The sequence below is a fragment of the Chryseobacterium sp. CP-77 genome, assembly GCF_036362765.1.
GTDB lineage: Bacteria > Bacteroidota > Bacteroidia > Flavobacteriales > Weeksellaceae > Chryseobacterium > Chryseobacterium cupriresistens.
Window position 1 is genome coordinate 3,988,726 of record NZ_CP143637.1, and the last position, 24,059, is coordinate 4,012,784.

At 37.3% G+C, this 24,059-nt stretch carries 38 protein-coding genes; 31 read left to right on the top strand and 7 right to left on the bottom strand.

What is annotated here, in order from left to right; translation table 11 throughout:
• Positions 1 to 12: 12 nt before the first annotated feature.
• From V0410_RS17755 to V0410_RS17770, 4 genes are read right to left on the bottom strand one after another with little or no spacing between them, the layout of a single operon-like run.
• Positions 13 to 825 (bottom strand): hypothetical protein, encoded by an 813-nt coding sequence (locus tag V0410_RS17755; protein ID WP_442879152.1) that lies wholly within the window; start codon positions 823 to 825, stop codon positions 13 to 15.
• Between the two features lie 5 nt (positions 826 to 830).
• Positions 831 to 1,562 carry an MIP/aquaporin family protein gene (locus tag V0410_RS17760; protein WP_330745106.1) on the bottom strand — a complete coding sequence of 244 codons (732 nt, stop codon included), beginning with the start codon at positions 1,560 to 1,562 and terminating at the stop codon, positions 831 to 833.
• A gap of 23 nt (positions 1,563 to 1,585) precedes the next feature.
• Positions 1,586 to 3,082, bottom strand: a complete 1,497-nt coding sequence (glpK, locus tag V0410_RS17765; protein ID WP_330745107.1) for a glycerol kinase GlpK — start codon at positions 3,080 to 3,082, stop codon at positions 1,586 to 1,588.
• Between the two features lie 10 nt (positions 3,083 to 3,092).
• A complete protein-coding gene (locus tag V0410_RS17770) occupies positions 3,093 to 4,691 on the bottom strand; it encodes a glycerol-3-phosphate dehydrogenase/oxidase (RefSeq protein ID WP_330745108.1) in 1,599 nt (532 codons plus the stop codon).
• A gap of 116 nt (positions 4,692 to 4,807) precedes the next feature.
• On the opposite strand from V0410_RS17770, the gene V0410_RS17775 reads away from it, so the two are divergent.
• On the top strand, positions 4,808 to 5,572 hold the full coding sequence (locus V0410_RS17775) for a DeoR/GlpR family DNA-binding transcription regulator (RefSeq protein ID WP_330745109.1): 765 nt from the start codon (positions 4,808 to 4,810) through the stop codon (positions 5,570 to 5,572).
• A gap of 84 nt (positions 5,573 to 5,656) precedes the next feature.
• Here the strand turns inward: V0410_RS17775 and V0410_RS17780 are convergent, their stop codons facing one another.
• Both V0410_RS17780 and V0410_RS17785 read right to left on the bottom strand, forming a co-directional pair.
• Positions 5,657 to 6,100, bottom strand: coding sequence for a GNAT family N-acetyltransferase (locus tag V0410_RS17780; protein WP_330745110.1), 444 nt, complete (start codon positions 6,098 to 6,100; stop codon positions 5,657 to 5,659).
• A 17-nt stretch (positions 6,101 to 6,117) separates the two neighbouring features.
• Complete coding sequence (locus V0410_RS17785) at positions 6,118 to 6,510, bottom strand: rhodanese-like domain-containing protein (RefSeq protein WP_330745111.1); 393 nt, start codon at positions 6,508 to 6,510, stop codon at positions 6,118 to 6,120.
• Between the two features lie 131 nt (positions 6,511 to 6,641).
• Between V0410_RS17785 and V0410_RS17790 the strand changes: the two genes are divergently transcribed.
• The 29 genes from V0410_RS17790 (at position 6,642) to rplQ (ending at position 21,532) form a co-directional block, all read left to right on the top strand.
• Positions 6,642 to 7,538, top strand: coding sequence for a LysR family transcriptional regulator (locus V0410_RS17790; RefSeq protein ID WP_330745112.1), 897 nt, complete (start codon positions 6,642 to 6,644; stop codon positions 7,536 to 7,538).
• 191 nt (positions 7,539 to 7,729) lie between these two features.
• Entirely contained in the window at positions 7,730 to 8,356 is a 627-nt protein-coding gene (gene rplC / locus V0410_RS17795; protein ID WP_002983195.1) for a 50S ribosomal protein L3, read from the top strand.
• Positions 8,347 to 8,976, top strand: a complete 630-nt coding sequence (gene rplD / locus V0410_RS17800) for a 50S ribosomal protein L4 (protein WP_034694672.1) — start codon at positions 8,347 to 8,349, stop codon at positions 8,974 to 8,976. Before rplC ends, rplD begins: the two co-directional genes overlap by 10 nt.
• Positions 8,977 to 8,979: 3 nt before the next feature.
• Positions 8,980 to 9,270, top strand: coding sequence for a 50S ribosomal protein L23 (gene rplW, locus V0410_RS17805; RefSeq protein WP_002983204.1), 291 nt, complete (start codon positions 8,980 to 8,982; stop codon positions 9,268 to 9,270).
• 22 nt (positions 9,271 to 9,292) lie between these two features.
• Positions 9,293 to 10,114, top strand: coding sequence for a 50S ribosomal protein L2 (gene rplB / locus V0410_RS17810; RefSeq protein WP_027381305.1), 822 nt, complete (start codon positions 9,293 to 9,295; stop codon positions 10,112 to 10,114).
• Positions 10,115 to 10,116: 2 nt separating this feature from the next.
• On the top strand, positions 10,117 to 10,395 hold the full coding sequence (gene rpsS, locus V0410_RS17815; protein WP_002983209.1) for a 30S ribosomal protein S19: 279 nt from the start codon (positions 10,117 to 10,119) through the stop codon (positions 10,393 to 10,395).
• Between the two features lie 2 nt (positions 10,396 to 10,397).
• Positions 10,398 to 10,796, top strand: a complete 399-nt coding sequence (gene rplV, locus V0410_RS17820) for a 50S ribosomal protein L22 (RefSeq protein ID WP_002983214.1) — start codon at positions 10,398 to 10,400, stop codon at positions 10,794 to 10,796.
• 7 nt (positions 10,797 to 10,803) lie between these two features.
• Positions 10,804 to 11,553, top strand: a complete 750-nt coding sequence (gene rpsC / locus V0410_RS17825; RefSeq protein ID WP_034694675.1) for a 30S ribosomal protein S3 — start codon at positions 10,804 to 10,806, stop codon at positions 11,551 to 11,553.
• A gap of 98 nt (positions 11,554 to 11,651) precedes the next feature.
• Positions 11,652 to 12,077, top strand: coding sequence for a 50S ribosomal protein L16 (gene rplP / locus V0410_RS17830; protein ID WP_034694677.1), 426 nt, complete (start codon positions 11,652 to 11,654; stop codon positions 12,075 to 12,077).
• A gap of 12 nt (positions 12,078 to 12,089) precedes the next feature.
• Positions 12,090 to 12,275, top strand: a complete 186-nt coding sequence (gene rpmC, locus V0410_RS17835) for a 50S ribosomal protein L29 (protein ID WP_034694678.1) — start codon at positions 12,090 to 12,092, stop codon at positions 12,273 to 12,275.
• Between the two features lie 12 nt (positions 12,276 to 12,287).
• Positions 12,288 to 12,542 carry a 30S ribosomal protein S17 gene (gene rpsQ / locus V0410_RS17840; RefSeq protein WP_027371715.1) on the top strand — a complete coding sequence of 85 codons (255 nt, stop codon included), beginning with the start codon at positions 12,288 to 12,290 and terminating at the stop codon, positions 12,540 to 12,542.
• Positions 12,543 to 12,544: 2 nt separating this feature from the next.
• Positions 12,545 to 12,913 (top strand): 50S ribosomal protein L14, encoded by a 369-nt coding sequence (gene rplN / locus V0410_RS17845; RefSeq protein ID WP_002983226.1) that lies wholly within the window; start codon positions 12,545 to 12,547, stop codon positions 12,911 to 12,913.
• A gap of 21 nt (positions 12,914 to 12,934) precedes the next feature.
• Positions 12,935 to 13,261, top strand: a complete 327-nt coding sequence (gene rplX / locus V0410_RS17850; RefSeq protein ID WP_047427597.1) for a 50S ribosomal protein L24 — start codon at positions 12,935 to 12,937, stop codon at positions 13,259 to 13,261.
• Between the two features lie 11 nt (positions 13,262 to 13,272).
• A complete protein-coding gene (rplE, locus tag V0410_RS17855) occupies positions 13,273 to 13,824 on the top strand; it encodes a 50S ribosomal protein L5 (RefSeq protein ID WP_034694682.1) in 552 nt (183 codons plus the stop codon).
• Positions 13,825 to 13,827: 3 nt separating this feature from the next.
• On the top strand, positions 13,828 to 14,097 hold the full coding sequence (rpsN, locus tag V0410_RS17860; protein WP_002983233.1) for a 30S ribosomal protein S14: 270 nt from the start codon (positions 13,828 to 13,830) through the stop codon (positions 14,095 to 14,097).
• 146 nt (positions 14,098 to 14,243) lie between these two features.
• Complete coding sequence (gene rpsH, locus V0410_RS17865; protein ID WP_002983236.1) at positions 14,244 to 14,642, top strand: 30S ribosomal protein S8; 399 nt, start codon at positions 14,244 to 14,246, stop codon at positions 14,640 to 14,642.
• A 17-nt stretch (positions 14,643 to 14,659) separates the two neighbouring features.
• On the top strand, positions 14,660 to 15,205 hold the full coding sequence (gene rplF, locus V0410_RS17870) for a 50S ribosomal protein L6 (protein ID WP_110008552.1): 546 nt from the start codon (positions 14,660 to 14,662) through the stop codon (positions 15,203 to 15,205).
• A 15-nt stretch (positions 15,206 to 15,220) separates the two neighbouring features.
• Complete coding sequence (rplR, locus tag V0410_RS17875) at positions 15,221 to 15,574, top strand: 50S ribosomal protein L18 (RefSeq protein ID WP_002983242.1); 354 nt, start codon at positions 15,221 to 15,223, stop codon at positions 15,572 to 15,574.
• 19 nt (positions 15,575 to 15,593) lie between these two features.
• Positions 15,594 to 16,115 carry a 30S ribosomal protein S5 gene (rpsE, locus tag V0410_RS17880; protein ID WP_002983245.1) on the top strand — a complete coding sequence of 174 codons (522 nt, stop codon included), beginning with the start codon at positions 15,594 to 15,596 and terminating at the stop codon, positions 16,113 to 16,115.
• Positions 16,116 to 16,126: 11 nt separating this feature from the next.
• Positions 16,127 to 16,303: a 50S ribosomal protein L30 gene (gene rpmD, locus V0410_RS17885; RefSeq protein ID WP_029297759.1), complete on the top strand. Its 177-nt coding sequence runs from the start codon at positions 16,127 to 16,129 to the stop codon at positions 16,301 to 16,303.
• 21 nt (positions 16,304 to 16,324) lie between these two features.
• Positions 16,325 to 16,774: a 50S ribosomal protein L15 gene (gene rplO / locus V0410_RS17890; protein WP_110008553.1), complete on the top strand. Its 450-nt coding sequence runs from the start codon at positions 16,325 to 16,327 to the stop codon at positions 16,772 to 16,774.
• A 9-nt stretch (positions 16,775 to 16,783) separates the two neighbouring features.
• The gene (gene secY / locus V0410_RS17895) at positions 16,784 to 18,163 is read left to right on the top strand and encodes a preprotein translocase subunit SecY (protein WP_002983253.1); all 1,380 of its coding nucleotides are present in this window, start codon (positions 16,784 to 16,786) and stop codon (positions 18,161 to 18,163) included.
• A 3-nt stretch (positions 18,164 to 18,166) separates the two neighbouring features.
• On the top strand, positions 18,167 to 18,382 hold the full coding sequence (gene infA / locus V0410_RS17900; protein WP_002983257.1) for a translation initiation factor IF-1: 216 nt from the start codon (positions 18,167 to 18,169) through the stop codon (positions 18,380 to 18,382).
• Positions 18,383 to 18,444: 62 nt separating this feature from the next.
• Positions 18,445 to 18,561: a 50S ribosomal protein L36 gene (gene rpmJ / locus V0410_RS17905; protein WP_007839480.1), complete on the top strand. Its 117-nt coding sequence runs from the start codon at positions 18,445 to 18,447 to the stop codon at positions 18,559 to 18,561.
• Positions 18,562 to 18,570: 9 nt separating this feature from the next.
• A complete protein-coding gene (rpsM, locus tag V0410_RS17910) occupies positions 18,571 to 18,948 on the top strand; it encodes a 30S ribosomal protein S13 (RefSeq protein WP_002983260.1) in 378 nt (125 codons plus the stop codon).
• Positions 18,949 to 18,960: 12 nt separating this feature from the next.
• The gene (gene rpsK, locus V0410_RS17915; RefSeq protein WP_002983263.1) at positions 18,961 to 19,350 is read left to right on the top strand and encodes a 30S ribosomal protein S11; all 390 of its coding nucleotides are present in this window, start codon (positions 18,961 to 18,963) and stop codon (positions 19,348 to 19,350) included.
• Between the two features lie 19 nt (positions 19,351 to 19,369).
• Positions 19,370 to 19,978: a 30S ribosomal protein S4 gene (gene rpsD, locus V0410_RS17920; protein ID WP_110008554.1), complete on the top strand. Its 609-nt coding sequence runs from the start codon at positions 19,370 to 19,372 to the stop codon at positions 19,976 to 19,978.
• Between the two features lie 33 nt (positions 19,979 to 20,011).
• Complete coding sequence (locus tag V0410_RS17925) at positions 20,012 to 21,007, top strand: DNA-directed RNA polymerase subunit alpha (protein ID WP_047376582.1); 996 nt, start codon at positions 20,012 to 20,014, stop codon at positions 21,005 to 21,007.
• 6 nt (positions 21,008 to 21,013) lie between these two features.
• Positions 21,014 to 21,532, top strand: coding sequence for a 50S ribosomal protein L17 (rplQ, locus tag V0410_RS17930; RefSeq protein ID WP_110008555.1), 519 nt, complete (start codon positions 21,014 to 21,016; stop codon positions 21,530 to 21,532).
• Positions 21,533 to 21,635: 103 nt separating this feature from the next.
• On the opposite strand, the gene V0410_RS17935 is transcribed toward rplQ, so the two are convergent.
• The gene (locus V0410_RS17935) at positions 21,636 to 22,070 is read right to left on the bottom strand and encodes a hypothetical protein (RefSeq protein ID WP_137905027.1); all 435 of its coding nucleotides are present in this window, start codon (positions 22,068 to 22,070) and stop codon (positions 21,636 to 21,638) included.
• Between the two features lie 66 nt (positions 22,071 to 22,136).
• Between V0410_RS17935 and V0410_RS17940 the strand changes: the two genes are divergently transcribed.
• On the top strand, positions 22,137 to 23,996 hold the full coding sequence (locus tag V0410_RS17940; protein WP_330745113.1) for a glycoside hydrolase family 35 protein: 1,860 nt from the start codon (positions 22,137 to 22,139) through the stop codon (positions 23,994 to 23,996).
• Positions 23,997 to 24,059: the final 63 nt, after the last annotated feature.

A 24,059-nucleotide genomic window follows, 5' to 3' on the forward strand; every position in this document is an offset into this window, starting at 1 on the left:
ATTAAAATCAGATTAAAAAACTGTTGCCGCAAGCTGAATCCTTGCAAACTTATTCGATGGATTCCACATCGCCATCATGGTTACAGGAAGACTGTAATGATCAGTAATCTTTACTACCTTTCCGGCCTTTAGGCCTACATTTACGATGTCAAAGCTGTTTTGGCCATTGCCATATAAAAAGGTTTTGTCGTTGAGAGCGAATCCTGCTCCTACGAATGCATCGAGATTGACTTTCTGTCCTTTGATGACAGGATAGCTTGCCTGTACATAGGTAGAATATCTGTTCTTTTTATAACTTCCATCAGCTTCCAGAATTACTTCTCCTGCATTGGCTCCTCCATACAGCATGATATCAGCCTCAATATTGATCGGGAATGATGGCCCGAAAGTATAGTTGGTTCTTAAATCAATAATATGGGCAGTTCTTCTCTGTGAATAACTGAAAATATCGTCCGCAGCCACTGCAGTATTGATGTTTCGGGAATTGTAAAGATCCCATAGCCCAATATAAAAACGTCCGTCAGAATATTGAATATAATAATTGATCTCTTTATAATGGGTGTTGTCTTTATCATCCGCCAGTGCAGATGCTCCCCAGATTCCTACCTTCCATTTTTTCTCTGCATCCAGGGCATACGACAGGTTTCCCATTACAACAGGCTTATCAGTAATAATAAGGCCTCTCCATAAATGATTGTTCTGAATGTTGGCCGTAAAATCAAGTCTTCCTTCTTTCGATTCCGTGGTTTCAGCACTTTCCTGTGAAAATAGCTTTCCTGTCCCTAAAGCAAGAAAGAAGATCCCTTTTAAGATTTTTTTCATCATGTGTCTTATTTTAAAAATCCATATAATACTGCTGCGATAATCGCTCCGGTAACCGGACCTACTACAGGAATCCACGCATAGCCCCAGTCACTGCTTCCTTTTACAGGTAAGATGGCATGCATAATTCTTGGTGCAAGATCTCGTGCCGGGTTAATGGCATAGCCTGTAGTTCCTCCCAGAGATAAGCCTATTGCCCACACTACAAACGTAACAGGAATGGCTCCAATAGAACCCAATCCTACTTTGGCTGTTGGATCTGCCTGTAAAGAAATACTTGGATCTGCAAAGTAGAAGACACAGAATACCAGTACAAACGTCCCGATAATCTCACTGATAAGATTGGAAGATGTTTTTCTGATAGCCGGGCCTGTACTGAAACATGCCAGTTTTGCTCCTTCATCTTCCGTAATCGCAAAATGGTCTTTATGAAACAGCCATACCAGAAATGCACCCAGCATTCCTCCAATCATTTGCGCTGCAATATAAGAGGGAACCAGGTCCCATGAAAACTTTCCTGCAGTCGCAAGACCAATGGTTACAGCCGGATTCAGATGGGCCCCACTTATTGGCCCTGCAACGGTTACTCCAACAAATACGGCCAGTGCCCATGCGGTAGTAATAACAATCCATCCGGAATTATTTCCTTTCGTATCTTTTAAGACAACATTGGCTACAACACCGTTGCCTAACAATATAAGAAGCATCGTTCCGATAACTTCTGCAATAAATGGGGTCATATAAGTTTTTTTTGATGAGTGAGTTAATCTTCTATCCAGCTTTGAGCGCTTTTTACTGCTTTCTTCCAGAAGTGGGTCATTTTATCCACTTGTTCTCTGTTTAATTGAGGGTGGAAGTCTTTGTCTACAATCCATTGTTCCTGGATTTCGTCAATACTTTTCCAGTATCCTACTGCAAGCCCTGCAAGGTAGGCTGCACCAAGGGCGGTAGTTTCCAATGTTTTTGGTCTTGTTATTTTAAATCCGAATAAGTCAGACTGGATCTGCATCAGAAGATCACTTGCAGAAGCACCGCCGTCTACTCTTAATTCAAGACTCGCCCTTCCGGAATCGGCTTCCATTGCTTTTACAATATCATACACCTGAAAGGCTATTCCTTCCAATGTTGCTCTTGCGATGTGTGCATCAGTAGTTCCACGGGTAATTCCTACAATCGTTCCGCGGGCATACTGATCCCAGTAAGGAGCGCCAAGACCTGTCAGTGCAGGTACGAAGTAAACACCACCATTATCGGGTACAGAAGCTGCCAGTTTATTGATTTCATCAGAAGAATGAATAAGCTTAAGACCATCTCTTAGCCATTGAATAGCCGCACCTCCTACGAATACACTTCCTTCCAGAGCGTAGTTGACTTCTCCATTGATTTTCCAGGCTACTGTTGTAAGAAGGTTGTTCTTAGAAGAAACGGCTTCCGTTCCTGTGTTCATTAATAAGAAACATCCTGTTCCGTAAGTGTTTTTTACCATTCCCGGAGTGGTGCACATCTGTCCGAATAAAGCTGCCTGCTGATCGCCGGCAATACCCGCGATTGGAATTTTGGTAGAGAATAGAGTAGTAGCGGTCTCTCCGTATATCTCACTGCTTTGCTTTACTTCAGGAAGAATGTTTCTAGGAATGTCAAACAATTCTAATAAATCATTATCCCATTCTAAAGTATGAATATTCAGAAGCATTGTTCTGCTGGCATTGGAAACATCTGTGATAAACATTTTTCCGCGGGTAAGTTTCCATACAAGCCAGGTATCAACGGTTCCGAAGCATAATTTTCCTTCTTCGGCTTTCTGTCTTGCTCCTTCTACATGATCAAGAATCCATTTCAGCTTGGTCGCTGAAAAGTACGCATCCAGAACCAGTCCTGTTTTTTCTTTGATGGTTTCTGCATGTCCCTGTTCTTTCAGCTCGTCGCAGTATTTTGAAGTTCTCCTGTCTTGCCATACAATGGCATTGTAGATGGGTTCACCGGTTTCCTTATCCCAAACGATTGTAGTTTCACGTTGGTTGGTTATTCCGATGGCTGCAACTTCCAGTCCTGAGATTCCTGCCTTTGCAATAACTTCAGCTGCTACAGAGATCTGTGAAGACCAGATTTCGTTTGGATCGTGTTCTACCCAACCCGGAGTAGGAAATATTTGTCTGAAATCTTTTTGAGATACATATTCTATTTCTCCACTGTGATTGAAGAGAATCGCTCTGGAGGAAGTTGTTCCCTGGTCTAGAGCGAGAATTAGTTTTTCATTCATGTATATAATGCTAATTTAGGTTGATTATTTTAGGTGAATAAGGAGTCAGTAAATATCCTCTTGCCAGTTCAATGAATTCATTTTCCTGCTGCTGCGCCCATTCTTCAGAATATCCTTTTTCTTCAGCAATGATTCTTGCTACATTGTGTGCGCTGTCTATAGCAGCTCTGGCATCCAGGAATAATAAACGTACTCTTCTTGCCAGAATATCTTCAATGGTTTCTGCCATTTCTGCTCTTACAGCCCATACCACTTCTGCTACAGTGAAAGGGTGATCCGGGTGGATCTTCTGTGCGTAACGCGGATTGCTTTGTTGTAAGGCTTTGATAGCCGGAATATCAGATCCGTAAACATATAGGTGATTGGTTCTGTCTACCTGTTCCGGTTTTACATTTCCATGGATGGAAAGATGTTCTGTTTTAGATGGGCTGTTTCCCAATCTGTGAACTTTCATGGCTTCGTTTACGGTATCTTCTGCCATTTTACGGTAGGTAGTCCATTTCCCTCCGATAATAGAAACTAATCCGGTCTCTGAAGTAATGACTTTATGGCTTCTTGATACTTCTTTTGTACTTTTGCTTCCGTCTTTAGGAGCGGCAAGCGGACGAAGACCTGCGAAAACAGATTTTACATCTTCACGTGTCGGTTTTTTAGCTAAATATTGTCTCGCTGTATTCAATACAAAACTGATTTCCTCTTCCAGTGCACGAGGCTCAAAGCTTTCATCCTTCAGAAGGGTGTCTGTAGTTCCTACCAAAGCTCTGTCATGCCATGGAACAACAAATAACACTCTGCCGTCCGATGTTTTTGGAATCATGATGGCATCATCACTTTTCAGGAATGATTTATCCAGTACGAGGTGAATTCCCTGGCTTGGTACCACAAGTTTACCATGTTTAGGGTTGTTCATGTTCAGAATGTCATTTGTAAACACACCTGTTGCATTGATCACTACTTTACCATGGATCTGATATTGTTGTTTAGAAAACTGGTCTTCTGCAACTACACCGATTATTTTATCCGAATCATCTTTCAAAAGGTTGATTACTTTAACATAGTTGACAGCACTTCCGCCTTTTTCAATAATAGTCTGGGTAAGGTTGATCGCAAGTCTGGCATCGTCAAACTGTCCGTCCTGGTAAACAACTCCACTCATTAAGTGATTTTGTTCAATAGTGGGAAGCTTTTCGATGGTTTTTGATTTGCTGATGTATTTCGTTTTACCTAAGCTCAATTTTCCGGCAAGAAAATCATAAACAGATAGTCCTATCTTATAATAGATTCCTCCCCACCAGGTATAGTTAGGAATAATAAAAGACTGATTTTTTACAATATGTGCTGCGTTCTTTGCTAAGAGTCCTCTTTCTTTTAATGCTTCTTTTACCAATCCGACATCTCCCTGAGCGAGATATCTAACTCCGCCGTGTACCAATTTGGTACTTCTGCTGGATGTTGCTTTTGCGAAGTCATGAGATTCAAGCAATAAAGTTTTGAATCCCCTGCTTACCGCATCTAATGCTGAACCTAAACCACTGGCTCCTCCTCCTATGACAATAAAGTCCCATTCTTTTACATTGGTTAACTTACTGAGTTCTTCGTTTCGTTTCATAAATGTTTCGTTTATGTTTCGTTTTCAAATATATAAATTAAAAATGAAAGCAAAAAGAAAATAAATGAAATTTTAAAATATCGGAAAAAATCGGTAATTTTGATGAAACGAATAAAATGGAAAAGCTATTACCAAGGCAGGATGAAATACTTAAAGAGCTGGATGAGAAAGGGCATGTACTTGTTCAGGATCTGTGCGAAAAGCTCAATGTTTCTTCAGTTACGATCCGAAAGGATCTTAACTATCTCGAAAGCCTGGGGCTTCTTTTCAGGAATCATGGAGGAGCAAGTAAGCAGGTAAGATATGCTTACGAGAAAAACGTCGGGGAGAAAGAAAACATCAATGTGGAAGCGAAGCAGATTATTGCCAAAGCGGCATTATCACTGATTCAGGAAAATGACTGTATTATATTGGCGTCCGGAACAACGATGCATTATCTTGCCAGAATGCTTGTGAATTTCAATTCGCTTACTGTTTTAACGTCCTCATTGAGGGTGGCTATTGAGCTTTGTAACAATCCTAATATTAATGTGATCCAACTGGGAGGGGAGGTGAGGAAAAGTTCAACTTCAATTGTAGGATCCATTTCGGAAGGAATTCTCAAACAGTTTTCCTGTAATAAACTTTTTCTGGGGGTAGACGGTATTGATCTTGAATTTGGAATCAGTACCTCCAATGCCGCAGAGGCTCATCTTAATCAGGTTATGATTGAGTGTGCGGATAAGACAGTTGTTTTGGCAGATTCGTCCAAACTGAATAAGAAGGGGTTTGGTAAAATCGCCTCATTGGACGAAGTAGATTATCTGATCACAGATAATGGTATCGGTAAAGAAGACCGGTCCGCGTTGGAAGAGAGAGGGGTTACGGTTATTGTAAAATAGGCTGTATTCGGCTTAATCAAATAGTTAAAAATAGAGACCGTCTGACTTCAGGCAGTCTCTATTTTAAAATAGAAATCATTTGACTTATACTTTCCAGAAAAATCTCTTTTTGTTTTTTCTTTCCGCTCCAAGCACAGTGTAGAATTTAATGGCTCTTGTATTAAAATCCGGGGTTTGCCATTGAATTATGGAGCAGCCTTCTTCTTGTGAGTGGCTTTTTATTAATTCCATTATTTGTTTTCCTGTTCCGTTTCCCCTTACATTCTCTTTTAGGAATAAGCAGTCAACATACATATAGTAACCTGCGTCCCAGGTGGAGAACTGTTTGAAAAATGTTGCATATCCTGATATTTCAGTATCAGATTCTGCAACCAGACATTTTATGTGGGAATCCGGATCCAGGAGGTATTTAGCGAGCTGTACCTTTTTGTTTTCTTCGTTAAAAAAGTTTCTTTCGTAGTGCGCATGGTCTTTACACAATTCAATAATGGAACTTATGTCTTTTTCTTCGGCGAATCTTATCTTCATATCTTTTTGTTGATGGATTAGCAGGCGCATACAAAAGTGGAACCATTGGTAGGGTCTGTTCCTTCTGTGGCATAGCCATCAAATTTCCACCATTCAATTCCTCCTATTAATTCCATAACCTTAAATCCTAATTGGGTCATTTTTAAAGCCCCTTTTGTGGAAGCATTACAGCCTATCCCGTCGCAGTAGCAGACATATATTTTTGACTTGTCAAGGTGCCGGGTGCTTTCTTCTGTCATTTCGCGATGCGGCAGATTAATTGCAGATGGGATGTGCTCTTTGCTGTAGCCATCTGGTTTTCTTGTATCTACTGCTATATACTCTGTACTGTTTTGAAATACATCATATAAATCTGAAGGATCCATTTCATACATTAATTTTTTCTGGTAGAATTCAATTTGTTCTTGCATACTGTTAAATTGTTTGTAGTGCAAAGCTATGATTGGGTTTATTCTTTTCCTAAGATTGAAATTGAATGTTCTGCAGTGTTAAATGAAATATTTTCAGATAGTGTTTTTTGTTATATGATTAACTTTGCGCTATGGAAATCAAGTTTTTAAAACTTATTAAAACAATTGCGGAGGAAGGGAGTATTGCAGGTTCTTCTGAAAAACTTTTTTTGACACAGTCAGCATTAAGCCATCAGCTTAAAGATCTGGAAATCCAGCTCGGGTTTAAAGTGTTTTACAGGGCAAGGAACAAATGGGAGCTTACTGAGGAGGGAAGTGTGCTTTACAAAACTGCATGTACGGTAATAGATAGTATCGGGAATGGTCTGAATGAGATTCAGCAGATAAGAGCCGGAGCGGCGGGTACCATAAAAATCAGTACAGAATGCTACTCATTCTATCAGGGACTGCCGTTATTTATTCAGAAAATGAAAGTATTATATCCGGAGATTGAAGTGGATCTGGTATTGGAAGCGACTCATAAGCCTGTGGAAAAAATCATATCCAATGAAATTGATATTGCAGTGGTCACTTCAAAACCTGCCGGTAATAATGAATTGATCTGCATTGAGATTTTTGAGGATGAAGTTTTTGCAGTAATTCATCAGGAAAACCTTTTAAATGATACTGAATATCTTAGTGCTGAGGATTTTCGGGATGCTCATTTAATCATTCATTCTTTTCCTTTAGAAACCGTTTCTGTTTACGATCGGTTCCTTAATCCTAGCGGAATGATGCCTGTGAAGATTTCAGCAGTTCCGTTAACAGAAGTTACTTTGGAAATGGTGCAGGCCAATATGGGGATTACCTGTATGCCGAAATGGGCATTGCATTCATTCAGGCTGTCTGATGAGCTGAAATTTAAAAAAATCGGAAGTAAGGGTTTAAAAAGAAAACATTATCTGGTAATAAGAAAATCGGATGCCGGAAAAAAATATATTAATGACTTTCTTTTGAACTTCAAAGAATATTTTCAAAATTTTGGATAGTTTTTTTTCTGAAACTGCTAAATGATTAAAAATCAAAATATTTTAGTCGAAATATTTGTCAGTTACAAAATTATTCATAAATTTGCACACTCATTTTAGGGGCGTAGTATGCCTATATCAAAAGTAGAAATTACTTCAGACTTCCGAAAAATGGGGATAAATAAAGGATAAATTTTATTATAATATAAACAATGTCAGGTATTATTGGTAAAAAAATCGGTATGACATCTTTGTTTAACGAAGAAGGAAAAAACATTCCTTGTACAGTTATCCAAGCTGGTCCATGCTCGGTTTTACAGGTCAGAACCTTAGAAAAAGACGGTTATAAAGCTGTTCAGTTAGGTTTCGATGACAAGAGTGAGAAGAACGTTGGTAAAGCGTTAGCTGGTCATTTTAAAAAGGCTGGTTCTGCTCCTAAAGCTAAATTAGTTGAATTCTACAGAGAATTCGTTGATGAAGTAAAAGTAGGAGAAGAAGTAAAAGTTGATTTATTCGCTGAAGGTGAATATGTTGACGTAACAGGAACTTCAAAAGGTAAAGGCTTCCAGGGTGTTGTTAAGAGACACGGATTTGGAGGTGTAATGCAGGCAACTCATGGTCAGCACAACAGACTTAGAGCTCCAGGTTCTATCGGTGCTGGTTCAGACCCTTCAAGAGTATTCAAAGGGATGAGAATGGCTGGAAGAATGGGAGGTAAGCAGGTAACTGTTCAAAACCTTCAAGTGTTAAAAGTTGATCAAGAACAAAATCTTTTAGTAGTAAAAGGTGCTGTTCCGGGAGCTAAAAATTCTTATGTAATTATCAGAAAATGGAACTAGTAGTATTAAATACATCAGGAAAAGAGACCGGAAGAAAAGTAACTCTAGACGAAACAGTATTCGGAATTGAGCCAAATCAGCACGCGGTTTACTTAGAAGTTAAACAGTATCTTGCTGCTCAAAGACAAGGTACTCATAAAGCAAAAGAAAGAAGCGAAATTACTGCTTCTACTAAAAAGCTTAAGAAGCAAAAAGGATCAGGATCTGCTAGATACGGTGATATCAAATCTCCAGTATTCAGAGGTGGAGGTAGAGTATTCGGACCAAAACCAAGAGACTACAGATTCAAATTGAACAAAGCTCTTAAGAGATTGGCTAAGAAATCTGTTTTATCTCAAAAAATGAGAGACAACAGCATTAAAGTTTTAGAAGATGTGAGCTTTGACGCTCCTAAGACTAAAGATTTCATCAATGTATTAAATGCATTGGAACTTAACGGTAAAAAATCTTTATTCGTTCTTCCTGAAGCTAACAAGAATGTGTATTTATCTTCAAGAAACTTACCTAAAACTAAAGTAATGAACTTCAACGAGATCAGTTCTTACGATTTAGTAAACGCTGGTGAGATCATTTTCTTCGAAGGTGCAGTTGAAAAATTCCAGGAAAATTTAAAGAAATAAATCATGTCAGTTATTATTAAACCAGTTATTTCAGAAAAGGCTAATTACCTTACAGATTTAAGAGGTTCTTATTCTTTCTTAGTGAATCCTAAGGCGAATAAAATCGAGATCAAAAAAGCTGTTGAAGCAGCTTACGGTGTAAAAGTAGCAGACGTTAACACAATGATTTATGCTCCGAAGGTTTCTTCAAAATACACTAAAAAAGGTCTTCAAGTAGGAAAGACAAATAAATTGAAAAAAGCGGTAATCAAACTTGCTGAAGGTGAGGTTATCGATATTTTTGCTGTAAATTAATTATTAATTATAAATAATAGTAATGTCTGTTAGAAAATTAAAACCTATCACCCCGGGACAGAGATTCAGAATTGTAAACAATTTTGAGGAAATTACTACCAACAAACCAGAGAAATCTCTAACAGTTGGTATTAAAAAGTCAGGTGGACGTAACCAAACAGGTAAAATGACCATGCGTTACACCGGAGGTGGACACAAAAAGAAATACAGAATTATTGACTTCAAAAGAAACAAAGCAAACGTTGAAGCCACTGTAAAATCTGTAGAATACGATCCAAACAGAACTGCATTTATCGCTTTATTAGAGTACGCAGACGGAGAGAAGAGATATATCATCGCTCCAAACGGTATCAAAGTTGATCAGAAAGTAGTATCAGGAGAAAGCGTTGAACCAAATGTAGGTAACGCAATGAAATTGAAAAACATTCCATTGGGTACTGTAATCTCTTGTGTTGAAATGAAGCCTGGACAAGGTGCAATTTTAGCAAGAAGTGCTGGTTCTTCAGCTCAATTAACTTCAAGAGATGGTAAATATGCAATCATCAAGTTACCTTCAGGAGAATCAAGAATGATCCTTACTGAATGTATGGCAATGATTGGTTCTGTTTCCAACTCAGATCACCAATTAACTGTATCAGGTAAGGCTGGTAGAAGCAGATGGTTAGGTAGAAGACCAAGAACAAGAGCGGTTGTAATGAACCCAGTAGATCACCCAATGGGTGGTGGTGAAGGACGTTCTTCAGGAGGTCACCCAAGATCTAGAAACGGTAAACCGGCTAAAGGTTACAAAACTAGAAAGAAAAACAAAGTGTCTAACCGTTACATCGTATCTAAAAGAAAATAATTATGGCAAGATCACTTAAAAAAGGACCGTTCATTCATCATACTTTAGATAAGAAGGTTCAGGCAAATATAGAGTCTGGTAAGAAGACAGTTATCAAAACTTGGTCTAGAGCATCTATGATCTCTCCGGACTTCGTAGGACAAACTATTGCTGTACACAACGGGAAATCTTTTATCCCGGTTTACGTTACAGAAAACATGGTTGGTCACAAGTTAGGCGAATTTTCTCCAACAAGATCTTTCAGAGGTCATGGTGGTAACAAAAACAAAGGAAGCAGATAATCATGGGATCAAGAAAACAAGATAGTTCAATCGCAAGAAAAGAAGCTAACAAAGACGTTGTAAAAGCTTCATTAAATAATTGCCCGTCTTCTCCAAGAAAAATGAGATTAGTTGCTGATATCATTAGAGGAGAGCAGGTAGACAAAGCACTTTATATCCTAAAATATTCTAAGAAGGATGCTTCTAACAAGTTAGAGAAATTACTTCTTTCTGCTATGGCTAACTGGCAAGTGAAAAACGAAGGTGCTGACATCGAGGAAGCAAACCTTATCGTTAAAGAAATATTTGTGGATAGTGCAAGACAATTGAAGAGACTAAGACCAGCTCCACAAGGTAGAGGGTATAGAATCAGAAAAAGATCTAACCACGTTACATTAATCTTAGGTAACAAAGAAAATTAATCAAGGTATGGGACAGAAGACAAATCCAATTGGTAACAGATTAGGTATCATCAGAGGATGGGATTCTAACTGGTTTGGTGGAAACGATTATGGAGACAGAATCGCTGAAGACTACAAAATCAGAAGATACCTTGAAGCTAGATTATCTAAAGGTGGTATTTCAAAAATTTATATTGAAAGAACTTTAAAATTAGTTACAGTAACTATTACTACTGCTAGACCGGGACTTATCATCGGTAAAGGAGGTCAGGAAGTTGATAAATTGAAAGAAGAGTTGAAGAAATTGACTGGTAAGGATATTCAAATCAACATTTTCGAAATCAAAAGACCTGAATTAGATGCTGTACTAGTTGCTGATAGTATTTCTAAGCAAATTGAAAACAGAATTTCTTACAGAAGAGCTGTTAAAATGGCAATGGCAAGTACTATGAGAATGGGTGCTGAAGGTATCAAAGTTCAAATCTCTGGTAGATTAAACGGAGCTGAAATGGCAAGATCAGAATCTTTCAAAGAAGGAAGAATTCCATTGTCAACTTTCAGAGCTGATATCGATTACCACTGGGCAGAAGCTCACACTACTTACGGTAGACTAGGGGTAAAAGTTTGGATCATGAAAGGTGAAGTTTACGGTAAAAGAGAACTTTCTCCACTAGTGGGACAACAGAAAAAAGGAGGTCAGTCAGACAGAGGAAACAGAGGAGGAGACAGAGACAACAGAAGACCTAGAAAAAACAACAACAATAACAATAATAATTAAAATTTTAGATTAGAAATTTTGAATTTTAAATTACCGTTACTTTTTTAAAATTAAAAAAAATCTAAAATCTAAAATCTAAAATCTAAAATTTAGAAATTATGTTACAACCAAAAAGAACCAAATTCCGTAGAGTTCATAAGATGAAGATGAAGGGGAATGCCCAAAGAGGTAGTCAACTTGCTTACGGAACTTTTGGGATCAAAGCAACGGAAGGAGCTTGGATCACTGCAAGACAGATTGAAGCAGCTCGTATCGCTGCGACAAGATATATGAAGAGAGAAGGTCAACTATGGATCAAAATCTTCCCGGATAAGCCAATTACTAAAAAACCAGCGGAAGTACGTATGGGTAAAGGTAAAGGTGCTGTTGAATACTGGGTAGCTGTAGTAAAACCAGGTAAAATTATGTTCGAAGTTGGAGGAGTTCCTTACGAAATTGCGAAAGAAGCTCTTAGACTTGCTGCACAAAAATTACCAGTAGTTACTAAATTCATCGTTGCTAACGATTTTGTTAAACCTCTATAATCTTTGAATACAATGAAAAATGCTGATATTAAAAATTTAAGCGCGGGTGATATTCAAGCTCAATTAACTGAAGCAAAAGCTCAATATTCTAAATTGAAATTGGCTCATGCAATCAGCCCAATTGAAAACCCGATTCAAATCAGAGATTTGAGAAAAACAATCGCAAGACTAAACACTGAGTTAACTAACAAACAATAATTTCATTTTACAATGGATAGAAATTTAAGAAAAGAAAGAATCGGAGTGGTTTCCAGCAATAAAATGGAAAAAACTATTGTTGTTAGTGAAACTACAAGAGTAAAGCACCCGATGTACGGTAAATTCGTTTTGAAAACGAAAAAATATACTGCACACGACGAGAACAACGAATGCACAGAAGGTGATACAGTTTTGATCCAGGAAACTAGACCTTTGAGCAAGAGCAAGAGATGGAGATTAGTAAGAATCATTGAAAAAGCTAAGTAATAATGTTACAAACAGAATCAAGATTAAAAGTTGCTGATAACACAGGTGCTAAAGAAGTACTAGTGATCAGAGTTCTGGGAGGAACCAGAAGAAGATATGCTTCAGTTGGTGATAAAATCGTTGTTACGATCAAGGATTCTACGCCATCTGGAAACGCTAAAAAAGGTCAGGTATCTAAAGCTGTAGTAGTAAGAACTAAGAAAGCAGTAAGAAGAAAAGATGGTTCATACATCAAATTCGACGACAATGCTTGTGTATTACTAAACGCAGCGGGAGAAATGAGAGGAACGCGTGTTTTCGGACCAGTTGCTCGTGAGTTGAGAGACAAAGAATATATGAAAATCATTTCATTAGCTCCTGAAGTACTTTAATTTTAAAAATTTTTAAAAGAAATGTCAAAGTTAAAAATAAAAAGAGGAGATAACGTAATCATTACTACTGGTAAGAAAGATATCAAAGGTAAGACTGGTGAAGTTATTGAAGTGATCAAGAAAGAAGGTAGAGACCCAAGAGTAATCGTTGCAGGACTTAACATCGTTAAAAAACACGTTAAGCCTTCAGCTTCTAATCCTCAAGGAGGAATTACTGAGAAGGAAGCTTCTATTCATATCTCAAACGTAGCTTTAGTTGGTAAAGACGGAAAAGCTATCAAAATCGGTTACAAAATCGAAGGAGATAAGAAAGTAAGAATTAACAAAAAAACGGGTGAAACTTTATAATTTGAATTAACATGGAATATATAGCAAGACCCAAAAAAGCATATAAAGAGACAATTGTTCCTGCAATGATGGAAGAATTCGGGTATAAGTCAGTAATGCAAGTACCTAAATTAGAGAAAATCGTTGTATCACAAGGTTTAGGTGATGCTACTGCAGACAAAAAAATCATTGATTATGCTGTAGAAGAGCTTACAAATATCACAGGTCAAAAGGCTGTTGGTACAATCTCTAAGAAAGACGAAGCTGCTTTCAAATTGAGAAAAGGTATGCCTGTAGGTGCAAAAGTTACTTTAAGAGGAAACCAGATGTATGAATTCTTAGACAGACTTACTGCTTCTGCTTTACCACGTATCAGAGATTTCTCTGGTATCAAAGCTGATGGTTTCGATGGTAGAGGTAACTACAACTTAGGTATTACTGAGCAGATTATCTTCCCTGAAATCGTAATTGACAAAGTGAAAAAAATCCAAGGGATGGACATCACTTTCGTTACTACTGCGAAAACAGATAAAGAAGCTAAAGCATTATTAACTCACTTCGGTTTACCATTTAAAAAGAACTAAGAAATGGCTAAAGAATCAATGAAAGCGCGTGAGCGCAAAAGAGAAGCACTAGTTGCTAAATACGCTGCTAAAAGACAAGCTCTTAAAGAAGCTGGTGATTACGAAGGACTTCAAAAATTGCCTAAAAATGCTTCTCCTGTAAGATTACACAACAGATGTAAACTAACAGGTAGACCAAGAGGATACATGAGAACGTTCGGTATTTCCAGAGTAACTTTCAGAGAAATGGCAAACAACGGTCTTATCCCAGGTGTAAGAAAAGCTAGTTGGTAATTATTACTAATTAAAAATCGGGACAATTAAGTTGTTCAGATACTAAAGATAAAAATATCAGACCGAAGATTTCTGAAGTCTGATATTTTACTCTTCAAGTCTTTGCAAAACTGATTGTTCTTTAACCAATAATTTATAAAAGAAAAATGGTAACAGATCCAATTTCAGATTTCCTAACAAGAGTAAGGAACGCACAAAGCGCAGGCCACAAAGTGGTGGAAATTCCTGCATCGAAAATCAAAAAGGAGATTACTAAGATCTTATTTGATCAAGGGTATATCTTAAACTACAAGTTTGAAGATAACGCTGTTCAAGGAGTGATCAAAATCGCTTTAAAGTATGATAAGCAAACTAACAAACCGGCTATCAAGTCTATTCAAAGAGCTTCTAGACCAGGTTTGAGACAGTACAAAGGTTCAGCTGAGCTTCCAAGAGTACTAAACGGTTTGGGTATTTCTATCATCTCTACTTCTAAAGGAGTAATGACTGACAAGAAAGCTAGAGAAGAGAAAGTAGGCGGTGAAGTAATCTGCTATGTTTATTAATTTTTAATCAGAGGAAAATGTCAAGAATTGGTAAAGCAATTATAACAATTCCAGCAGGAGTTACAATCACTGAAAACAACGGTGTAGTAACTGTAAAAGGAGCTAAAGGAGAGCTTTCTCAGGAGCTTACTGCAGGAATTACTATAGAACAAAAAGATGGTGAACTTAACGTAAACAGACCATCTGATTCTAAACAACACAAAGCGCTTCACGGTTTATACAGAGCGTTAATCAACAACATGATTGTTGGTGTAAGTGCAGGTTTCGAAAAGAAACTTGAACTAGTAGGGGTAGGATATAGAGCTTCACACGCAGGTCAAAAACTTGAGTTGGCTTTAGGATTCTCTCACGGTATCGTATTAGAACTTCCAAGTGAAGTAAAAGTGGATACATTGACTGAAAAAGGTAAAAACCCAATTATTACTTTAACGTCTCACGACAACCAACTTCTAGGAATGGTAGCTGCAAAGATCCGTTCTTTCAGAAAGCCTGAGCCATACAAAGGAAAAGGTGTAAGATTCGTAGGAGAAATTGTTAGACGTAAAGCTGGTAAATCTGCTTAATAAATTATAAGTATTATGGCATTAAGTAAATTAGAAAAAAGAATAAGAATCAAAAGAAGAGTAAGAGGGAAAATCTCTGGATCTTCTGAATTGCCAAGATTATCTGTATACAAAAGTAATAAGGAAATTTACGCTCAGTTAATCGACGATAAAAATGGTAAAACTTTAGTTTCAGCTTCTTCAAGAGAGAAAGGTGTAGACGCTAAAGGGACTAAGACTGAAGTTTCTGCTGCTGTTGGTAAAGCTATCGCTGCTAAAGCTATCGCTGCAGGAATCGAAAGTATTGTATTTGACAGAAACGGATTCGTATACCACGGTAGAGTAAAAGCTCTTGCTGATGGTGCAAGAGAAGGAGGACTTAAATTCTAATCATTAAATTTCGGAAAATATGTTAGGACTAGATAATATAGAAAGAGTAAAACCGGGAGGATTAGAATTAAAAGATCGTCTCGTAGCTGTTAACAGAGTAACAAAAGTAACAAAAGGAGGTAGAGCTTTCGGATTTTCTGCTATTGTTGTAGTAGGTAACGAAGAAGGTGTTATCGGTTTCGGTTTAGGAAAATCTAAAGAGGTTGCTTCTGCAATTGCTAAAGCAGTTGAAGACGCTAAGAAAAACCTTGTGAAAGTTCCTGTAATGAACCATACTATCCCTCACCAAACTACTGCTAGATACGGTGGTGCAGATATCTTCCTAAGACCTGCTTCTCACGGTACAGGATTGATCGCCGGAGGTGCGGTAAGAGCGGTATTGGAATCTGCTGGTATTCACGATATCCTTTCAAAATCTAAAGGATCTTCTAACCCTCACAACGTAGTGAAAGCTACTTTCAAAGCGTTATTAGACATCAGAAGACCTGAAGAGATCGCTAGAATGAGAGGAATTTCTCTAAGTAAAGTGTTTAACGGTTAATAATTAAAACAATGGCAACAATTAAAGTAAAGCAAGTAAGAAGCGCTATTGGTAGAACAAAAACCCAAAAGAGAACGCTTGAAGCATTAGGATTAAAAAAACTTCACCAAGTTGTAGAACACGAAGCTACTCCTTCTATCTTAGGAATGATCGCTGCAGTAAGCCACTTACTTGAAGTTCAAAAATAATTTTATAAAAGAGAAATTAAAATGAATTTAAATAACATAAAACCTGCTGCAGGATCTACTTTCAACTCAAAGAGAATTGGTAGAGGTCAAGGTAGTGGAAAAGGAGGTACTTCAACAAAAGGACACAAAGGTCAGAAAGCTAGAGCTGGTTATTCTCAAAAAATCGGTTTCGAAGGTGGACAGATGCCTTTACAAAGAAGATTACCTAAATTCGGATTCAAAAACGTAAACAGAAAAGAGTTTAGAGGAGTTAACCTTGATACTATCCAGACTTTAATCGAGAACAAATCCATCACCGGAGATATCACGAAAGAAGTTTTAGTAGCAAACGGGATAATTTCTAAAAACGAATTAGTGAAAATTATGGGTAGAGGAGAATTGAAATCTGCGGTTTCAATCTCTGCTGACAAATTCACTAAATCTGCTGAAGAGCTTATTGCTAAAGCAGGTGGAAAAGCAATTACCTTATAATACTTACTAATGAAAGAATTTATACAAACACTTAAAAATATTTGGAGTCTTAAAGAACTTAGAGATAAAATTCTCTTTACTTTAGGGATTATCCTTGTGTATAGATTCGCATCTTATATCTCGCTTCCTGCAATTAACCTTGCAGAGGTGGGAGATCTCTTAGAGCATTATAAAAATCAAGGCGGTAACAAGCAAGGAGCAGGTCTCCTTGGCTTGCTTTCGTCGTTTACGGGGGGAGCTTTCAGCCACGCTTCCGTAATGGCGTTGGGAATCATGCCTTATATTTCTGCTTCTATTATTGTTCAGTTGATGGGGATGGCTATTCCTTATCTTCAGAAGCTTCAGAAAGATGGAGAGTCAGGTAGAAATACATTGAACCAAATTACAAGATGGTTAACAATTGGAGTTTGTCTGGTACAGGCACCTTCTTACTTAACTTCTATTACTCAATTATTCTTACCATATGCTCAGTTCCAGTCTGCATACTATGTAGAGCCAAATTCAATCATGTTCTGGTTGCCAAGTATTGTTATTTTGGTTGCCGGTTCAGTATTCGCAATGTGGCTGGGTGAAAAGATTACCGATAAAGGAATCGGAAATGGTATCTCTATCCTTATTATGGTGGGGATCCTTTCAAGATTACCTGAGGCATTCGTACAGGAGATGGCCGTGCAGAACGGAAAAGGAGGAATGGGATCTATCATGATCCTTATTGAAGTATTATTCTGGATGTTGGTAGTTCTTTTAGCAGTAATCTTATCAGTAGCTGTTAGAAAAATTCCAATTCAGTATGTAAGCAGAGCTCAAGCAAGAGGAGGTGTAAACAGAAATCTTATGCAGGGAGCAAGACAATGGATTCCATTGAAAGTAAATGCTGCTGGTGTAATGCCGATTATCTTTGCCCAGGCATTGATGTTCGTACCAGGATTATTAACAAAATTCGATGAGTCTAACACTTTTCTTGCAGGTTTCAAGAATGTTTTTAGCTGGCAGTACAACGTATTGTTTGCGCTATTAATTATTATCTTCTCATTTTTCTATACTGCGATTACAATTCCGGTAAACCAGATGGCTGATGACTTGAAGAGAAATGGAGGTTTAGTACCGAAAGTAAGACCCGGTAAAGAGACCGCTGATTATTTAGATGATATTTTATCAAAAATTACCTTGCCAGGTGCAATTTTTTTATCTATCTTTGCAGTCCTTCCAGCAATTGTGCATGGAAGCTTTGTTCAGACAGATGCGTTTGCCCTATTTTTCGGGGGAACATCATTATTAATTATGGTGGGTGTAATTTTAGATACAGTTCAACAGATTAATACTTATCTGCTGAACCATCATTATGATGGCTTAATGCAGTCTAAATTATCAAGAACGACTGGATATTAATTTATGGCAAAACAAAAACATATTGAACAAGATGGCGTGATCGTGGAAGCACTTTCTAACGCCATGTTCCGTGTAGAGCTGGAAAATGGGCATATCCTTATTGCTCATATCTCCGGCAAAATGAGAATGCATTATATTAAACTTTTACCTGGAGATAAGGTAAAACTAGAAATGTCTCCCTATGATTTAACAAAAGGGAGGATCACATTTAGATATTAAAACAATTAGCCAAATGGAATACCCATTCCATTTGGCATTTGTAAAAAATAAATACTATCAAAATGAAAGTAAGAGCATCAATTAAAAAAAGAAGCGCTGATTGCAAAATCGTACGCAGAAAAGGTGTACTATTCGTAATCAACAAGAAGAACCCAAAATTTAAACAAAGACAAGGTTAACATTAAATTATGGCGAGAATTGCAGGTATTGATTTACCAAAAAACAAAAGAGGTGTTATCGGTTTAACTTACATCTATGGAGTAGGAAGAAGTACTTCTTCTGAAATCCTTAAAGCTGCCGGTATCAGCGAAGACAAGAAAGTCAACGAATGGAATGACGATGAATTGGCTGCAATCAGAACATATATCTCTGAAAACGTAAAAGTAGAAGGAGAATTGAGATCTGAAGTGCAATTGAACATCAAGAGATTGATGGACATAGGATGCCAACGAGGAATACGTCACAGACTTGGATTACCTTTAAGAGGCCAGAGAACGAAAAACAACTCTAGAACACGTAAAGGGAAGAGAAAAACTGTTGCTAACAAGAAAAAAGCTAGTAAATAATCGTTAGGAATTATGGCAAAACAAACTAAAGTAGTTAAGAAAAGAAAAGTAAAAGTTGAAGCTATTGGTGAAGCTCATATTCAGGCTTCTTTCAATAACATCATCATTTCTTTAACAAATAAAAACGGAGAGGTTATCTCTTGGGCTTCTGCCGGTAAAATGGGTTTCAGAGGTTCTAAAAAGAATACTCCATTTGCTGCTCAGATGGCAGCTGAAAATTGCTCTGCTGTAGCTCACGAAGCTGGTTTAAGAAGAGTAAAGGTGTTTGTGAAAGGTCCAGGTGCAGGTAGAGAATCTGCTATCAGATCTATCCACAATTCAGGAATTGAAGTTAGCGAAATCATTGATGTGACTCCTATGCCACACAATGGATGTAGACCACCAAAAAGAAGAAGAGTTTAATTTTTAGAATTTACCCATTATGGCAAGATATATTGGACCTAAAACTAAGATTGCTAGAAAGTTTGGTGCTGCAATCTACGGAGATGATAAAAACTTCGAAAAAAGAAAGAACCAACCGCCAGGACAACACGGTCCTAACAAAAGAAGAGGTGCTAAAAAATCAGAATATGCAATTCAGTTAGCTGAAAAACAAAAAGCTAAATATACTTACGGTATTTTAGAAAGACAGTTTGCTAACCTATTTGACAAAGCACACAGAAGTAAAGGTGTAACAGGGGAAGTTCTATTACAACTTTGTGAATCAAGATTGGATAACGTAGTATACAGATTAGGTTTTGCTAAAACAAGATCTGGAGCTAGACAATTGGTTTCTCACAGACACATCACTGTGAACGGGGAAATTCTTAATATCCCTTCTTACTTGGTAAAAGCTGGTGATGTAATCGCTGTAAGAGAAAAGTCTAAGTCTCTTGAAGTTGTTACCAATGCATTGGCTTCTAAGTCAAACTATGAGTGGTTACAATTCAACGATGAGAAGAAAGAAGGAACTTTCGTTTCTGCTCCTGAAAGAATCCAGATTCCGGAGGACATTAAGGAGAACCTTATCGTCGAACTTTACTCTAAATAATTTTTTAATCAAATTTTTGCTCAACCCAATAATATGGCAATTTTACAATTCATAAAACCCGATAAAGTAATTTTACTTAACTCTGATGAATTTAAAGGTCAATTTGAATTCAGACCTTTAGAACCAGGTTTCGGGCTTACAATCGGTAATGCTTTGAGAAGAGTGTTGCTTTCTTCTCTGGAAGGATACGCTATTTCATCTATCAAAATAGAAGGTGTAGAGCACGAATTTTCAACTATTCCAGGAGTAATCGAAGACGTTACCGAAATTATTCTTAACCTTAAGCAGGTAAGATTAAAAGCTGCAGCAGAAGGCCAGGCTAACGAGCAGGTTGTTGCTAAAGTTTCAGGTCAAACGGTTATTACTGCTGGTGATTTAGGAAAGTCTATCAATGGATTTGAGGTTCTGAACCCAGATCTAGTGATCTGCAACCTAAACAGTGATGTAACTTTCGAAATTACTTTCAATATTGAAAAAGGTAGAGGGTATGTTCCTTCTGAACAAAATAAATCAAACAATGCTCCTGTAGGAACTATTGCTATTGACTCTATTTTCACGCCGATCAAGAAAGTACAATACAGCATTGAAAATTATCGTGTAGAGCAAAAAACAGACTACGAAAAACTTGTATTAGATATAGAAACTGACGGGTCTATCAGCCCTCAGAATGCTTTAACTGAAGCTTCTAAGATATTAATTTATCACTTCATGCTATTCTCTGATGAGAGAATCACGCTTGAAACTGAAGCTGTAAAAGCATCTATCCAGTACGATGAAGAAACTCTTCACACAAGACAACTTCTTAAGTCTAAATTAGCAGATATGGATCTTTCTGTAAGAGCCCTTAACTGTCTGAAAGCGGCTGAAGTAGAAACTCTTGGAGAACTGGTTTCTTACAGTAAGTCTGATTTGATGAAATTCAGAAATTTTGGTAAAAAATCTTTGACAGAACTAGAAGAATTAGTGCATTCAAAAGGTCTTAACTTCGGTTTCGACGTTGCAAAATATAAGTTAGACGCTGATAAATAATTAATAATGAGACACGGTAAAAAATTCAATCACTTAGGAAGAACAGCTTCTCACAGAAGTGCTTTACTTTCTAATATGGCTTGTTCTCTAATTGAGCATAAAAGAATCAACACTACTGTAGCTAAAGCTAAAGCTTTAAGAGTATATGTTGAGCCTCTATTAACAAAAGCAAAAGAAGATACTACACACAACAGAAGAGTAGTATTCTCTTACCTTCAAAATAAATTTGCGGTTGCTGAATTATTCAGAACTGTAGCTCCTAAAATCGCTGAAAGAAACGGTGGTTATACAAGAATCATCAAGACAGGATTCAGACCAGGTGATGCTGCTGATACTGCTCTTATCGAATTAGTAGATTTCAACGAGCTTTACAATCCTAATGCTGAAGAGAAAAAAGCTACAAGAAGAAGCAGAAGATCAACAACTGCTAAAAAAGCTGAAGCAGTAGTTGCTGATGCTCCTGCAGTTGAAGAGAAAGTAGAAGAAGCTAAAGCTGATACTACTGAGGAAAAAACTGAAGAATAATATTCATTCAGATATATAAAAAAACCATCCGGAATCCGGATGGTTTTTTATTTAATACTTTTCAAATAAAATGTCCCTCAATATGGAAGGACAATTTTTTATTTTAAATCTTTGTTCTTTTCAGCTCAATAATATTGTTACCCTGTTCAAGGTGAAGGCTGTCTCCTTTTACCCTTGCAGTCATATCATCTTTTTTGTAAATCGTTTCATCTCCTTTGGTTTCCGATTTAGGCAAGGTAAACGTTTTCTTGTTGCTGGTAATAGCTACCGTACTTTCTTTCGGATCGTTTTTAAATACTACTTTCACCAGTGTTCCGTCAGTAGCTTTATACACAAAATCTGTTTTCTCAGTTTTCTGACCGTTGATATCTACTGTCGAAGAACTTTGTGTTACCGAATCTATCTTTCCGTTGTTGTCTGTAACTACAGTTTCTGAACTGTCTGTTTTGATAACGCTTTTGTTTCCGCTTTCACTTTTTTTACAGCTGACTACTGCCAGTGCTAATACAGCACCTAGTGCTAAAAGACTTTTTTTCATGATTATATTATTTGATATTCAATTGATTTTTATATTTTAAATTTTACAAAAATCATGCCTTACAATATGAGAAATTTTAACCGTTATTTATGCATAATTCTTTTATTTTTCTCCTTGAATACTGTGTTTTCGCAGAAAGGAAATTTTGAAATTAAAGATGGACATTTCTTCCTGAACGGAAAACCATTTACCGTGTATTCAGGAGAGATGCATTATCCCAGAGTTCCGTCGGAGTATTGGAAGCATCGTCTGGAGATGATGAAAGCAATGGGGTTGAATACTGTTACGACTTACGTTTTTTGGAATTATCATGAAGAAACTCCGGGAAAATGGAATTTTTCAGGTGAAAAAGATTTGCAGAAGTTTATCAAAACGGCACAGGAAGTTGGCTTATATGTTATCATTCGTCCGGGGCCTTATGTTTGTGCAGAGTGGGAATTCGGAGGATATCCATGGTGGCTGCAGAAAAATAAAGACCTTGAAATAAGAAGAGACAACAAAGCCTTCTTAGAGGAATGCCGTAAATATATCAGTCAACTGGCAAAGCAGATCGTACCTCTGCAGATTAATAATGGCGGCCCGGTTATTATGGTACAGGCAGAGAATGAATTTGGATCTTACGTCGCGCAAAGAAAAGATATTCCGTTGGAAGAACACAGAAAATACAGTCATAAGGTTAAAGATATGCTGTTGAAAAGCGGGATCTCTGTACCTTTATTTACTTCAGACGGCAGTTCACTGTTTAAAGGAGGATCTATAGAAGGTGCTTTACCTACCGCAAACGGAGAAAGCGATATTGCTGTTTTAAAGAAAAGCATCAATGAGTATAACGGTGGAAAAGGTCCTTATATGGTTGCAGAATATTATCCCGGATGGCTTGATCATTGGGCAGAGCCATTCGTTAAAGTTTCCACGGAAGAAGTGGTGAAACAAACAAAGCTTTATATAGAAAATGATATTTCTTTTAATTATTATATGATTCATGGCGGAACCAACTTTGGATTTACCAGCGGAGCCAATTACGATAAGGATCATGATATCCAGCCGGATCTTACAAGCTATGATTATGATGCTCCCATCAGTGAAGCAGGATGGGCAACCCCTAAATATAATGCGTTGAGAGAAATTTTTCAATCCATCAATAAAAGTAAGCTTCCGGATGTTCCAAAACCAGTAAAAGTCATCACCATTCCCCGGATAAAATTTTCAAAAGTAAATTCTCTGTTTGATCTTACCGATCATCAGAAACCTGTTATTAATGACCAGCCACTGACGTTTGAAGATTTGAATATCGGAAACGGATATGTTCTTTACAGAAGAAAGTTTGACAAAGACCACAAAGGGAGATTGGAAATAAAAGGACTCCGTGATTATGCGAATATTTACATCAATGGCCAATGGAAAGGCGAATTGAACAGAGTATATAAAAAGTATGATCTTGCTATTGAAATAAAATCCGGAGACCGGCCGGAAATTCTTGTTGAAAATATGGGACGAATCAATTACGGAGCAGAGATTGTTCATAATTTAAAAGGAATTATCAGCCCCGTAAAAATTAATGGCGCTGAAGTTTCCGGGAACTGGGAAATGCTTCCTCTTCCTTTTGATACTTTTCCAAAACATCATTTTAAAAATAAAGAAATTGCAGACCATTTACCTGTTATTCAGGAGGCAGAATTTGTGCTTGAAGAAACCGGGGATACTTTTCTTGATATGAGAAATTTTGGAAAAGGTATTGTTTTTATTAACGGGAAAAATGCAGGAAGATACTGGAGTACTGCAGGTCCTCAGCAAACACTTTACATTCCCGGAGTATGGCTGAAAAAAGGTAAAAACAGGATTCAGATCTTTGAGCAGATTAAATTTCAACATACAATAAGCAGCATTGACCATCCTATTCTTGATGAGATTGTGAATAATAATTGATTTTAAAAACGAATTTATATTTTTTTATTTTAATCTATTATGAAATATTTATAATAATATTGT

What these genes read in the sequence shown, in the direction of transcription:
- V0410_RS17755 (WP_442879152.1), bottom strand. Translation starts at nt 825, where the DNA reads ATGATGAAAAAAATCTTAAAAGGGATCTTCTTTCTTGCTTTAGGGACA.
- V0410_RS17760 (WP_330745106.1), bottom strand. Translation starts at nt 1,562, where the DNA reads ATGACCCCATTTATTGCAGAAGTTATCGGAACGATGCTTCTTATATTG.
- glpK (WP_330745107.1), bottom strand. Translation starts at nt 3,082, where the DNA reads ATGAATGAAAAACTAATTCTCGCTCTAGACCAGGGAACAACTTCCTCC.
- V0410_RS17770 (WP_330745108.1), bottom strand. Translation starts at nt 4,691, where the DNA reads ATGAAACGAAACGAAGAACTCAGTAAGTTAACCAATGTAAAAGAATGG.
- V0410_RS17775 (WP_330745109.1), top strand. Translation starts at nt 4,808, where the DNA reads ATGGAAAAGCTATTACCAAGGCAGGATGAAATACTTAAAGAGCTGGAT.
- V0410_RS17780 (WP_330745110.1), bottom strand. Translation starts at nt 6,100, where the DNA reads ATGAAGATAAGATTCGCCGAAGAAAAAGACATAAGTTCCATTATTGAA.
- V0410_RS17785 (WP_330745111.1), bottom strand. Translation starts at nt 6,510, where the DNA reads ATGCAAGAACAAATTGAATTCTACCAGAAAAAATTAATGTATGAAATG.
- V0410_RS17790 (WP_330745112.1), top strand. Translation starts at nt 6,642, where the DNA reads ATGGAAATCAAGTTTTTAAAACTTATTAAAACAATTGCGGAGGAAGGG.
- rplC (WP_002983195.1), top strand. Translation starts at nt 7,730, where the DNA reads ATGTCAGGTATTATTGGTAAAAAAATCGGTATGACATCTTTGTTTAAC.
- rplD (WP_034694672.1), top strand. Translation starts at nt 8,347, where the DNA reads ATGGAACTAGTAGTATTAAATACATCAGGAAAAGAGACCGGAAGAAAA.
- rplW (WP_002983204.1), top strand. Translation starts at nt 8,980, where the DNA reads ATGTCAGTTATTATTAAACCAGTTATTTCAGAAAAGGCTAATTACCTT.
- rplB (WP_027381305.1), top strand. Translation starts at nt 9,293, where the DNA reads ATGTCTGTTAGAAAATTAAAACCTATCACCCCGGGACAGAGATTCAGA.
- rpsS (WP_002983209.1), top strand. Translation starts at nt 10,117, where the DNA reads ATGGCAAGATCACTTAAAAAAGGACCGTTCATTCATCATACTTTAGAT.
- rplV (WP_002983214.1), top strand. Translation starts at nt 10,398, where the DNA reads ATGGGATCAAGAAAACAAGATAGTTCAATCGCAAGAAAAGAAGCTAAC.
- rpsC (WP_034694675.1), top strand. Translation starts at nt 10,804, where the DNA reads ATGGGACAGAAGACAAATCCAATTGGTAACAGATTAGGTATCATCAGA.
- rplP (WP_034694677.1), top strand. Translation starts at nt 11,652, where the DNA reads ATGTTACAACCAAAAAGAACCAAATTCCGTAGAGTTCATAAGATGAAG.
- rpmC (WP_034694678.1), top strand. Translation starts at nt 12,090, where the DNA reads ATGAAAAATGCTGATATTAAAAATTTAAGCGCGGGTGATATTCAAGCT.
- rpsQ (WP_027371715.1), top strand. Translation starts at nt 12,288, where the DNA reads ATGGATAGAAATTTAAGAAAAGAAAGAATCGGAGTGGTTTCCAGCAAT.
- rplN (WP_002983226.1), top strand. Translation starts at nt 12,545, where the DNA reads ATGTTACAAACAGAATCAAGATTAAAAGTTGCTGATAACACAGGTGCT.
- rplX (WP_047427597.1), top strand. Translation starts at nt 12,935, where the DNA reads ATGTCAAAGTTAAAAATAAAAAGAGGAGATAACGTAATCATTACTACT.
- rplE (WP_034694682.1), top strand. Translation starts at nt 13,273, where the DNA reads ATGGAATATATAGCAAGACCCAAAAAAGCATATAAAGAGACAATTGTT.
- rpsN (WP_002983233.1), top strand. Translation starts at nt 13,828, where the DNA reads ATGGCTAAAGAATCAATGAAAGCGCGTGAGCGCAAAAGAGAAGCACTA.
- rpsH (WP_002983236.1), top strand. Translation starts at nt 14,244, where the DNA reads ATGGTAACAGATCCAATTTCAGATTTCCTAACAAGAGTAAGGAACGCA.
- rplF (WP_110008552.1), top strand. Translation starts at nt 14,660, where the DNA reads ATGTCAAGAATTGGTAAAGCAATTATAACAATTCCAGCAGGAGTTACA.
- rplR (WP_002983242.1), top strand. Translation starts at nt 15,221, where the DNA reads ATGGCATTAAGTAAATTAGAAAAAAGAATAAGAATCAAAAGAAGAGTA.
- rpsE (WP_002983245.1), top strand. Translation starts at nt 15,594, where the DNA reads ATGTTAGGACTAGATAATATAGAAAGAGTAAAACCGGGAGGATTAGAA.
- rpmD (WP_029297759.1), top strand. Translation starts at nt 16,127, where the DNA reads ATGGCAACAATTAAAGTAAAGCAAGTAAGAAGCGCTATTGGTAGAACA.
- rplO (WP_110008553.1), top strand. Translation starts at nt 16,325, where the DNA reads ATGAATTTAAATAACATAAAACCTGCTGCAGGATCTACTTTCAACTCA.
- secY (WP_002983253.1), top strand. Translation starts at nt 16,784, where the DNA reads ATGAAAGAATTTATACAAACACTTAAAAATATTTGGAGTCTTAAAGAA.
- infA (WP_002983257.1), top strand. Translation starts at nt 18,167, where the DNA reads ATGGCAAAACAAAAACATATTGAACAAGATGGCGTGATCGTGGAAGCA.
- rpmJ (WP_007839480.1), top strand. Translation starts at nt 18,445, where the DNA reads ATGAAAGTAAGAGCATCAATTAAAAAAAGAAGCGCTGATTGCAAAATC.
- rpsM (WP_002983260.1), top strand. Translation starts at nt 18,571, where the DNA reads ATGGCGAGAATTGCAGGTATTGATTTACCAAAAAACAAAAGAGGTGTT.
- rpsK (WP_002983263.1), top strand. Translation starts at nt 18,961, where the DNA reads ATGGCAAAACAAACTAAAGTAGTTAAGAAAAGAAAAGTAAAAGTTGAA.
- rpsD (WP_110008554.1), top strand. Translation starts at nt 19,370, where the DNA reads ATGGCAAGATATATTGGACCTAAAACTAAGATTGCTAGAAAGTTTGGT.
- V0410_RS17925 (WP_047376582.1), top strand. Translation starts at nt 20,012, where the DNA reads ATGGCAATTTTACAATTCATAAAACCCGATAAAGTAATTTTACTTAAC.
- rplQ (WP_110008555.1), top strand. Translation starts at nt 21,014, where the DNA reads ATGAGACACGGTAAAAAATTCAATCACTTAGGAAGAACAGCTTCTCAC.
- V0410_RS17935 (WP_137905027.1), bottom strand. Translation starts at nt 22,070, where the DNA reads ATGAAAAAAAGTCTTTTAGCACTAGGTGCTGTATTAGCACTGGCAGTA.
- V0410_RS17940 (WP_330745113.1), top strand. Translation starts at nt 22,137, where the DNA reads ATGAGAAATTTTAACCGTTATTTATGCATAATTCTTTTATTTTTCTCC.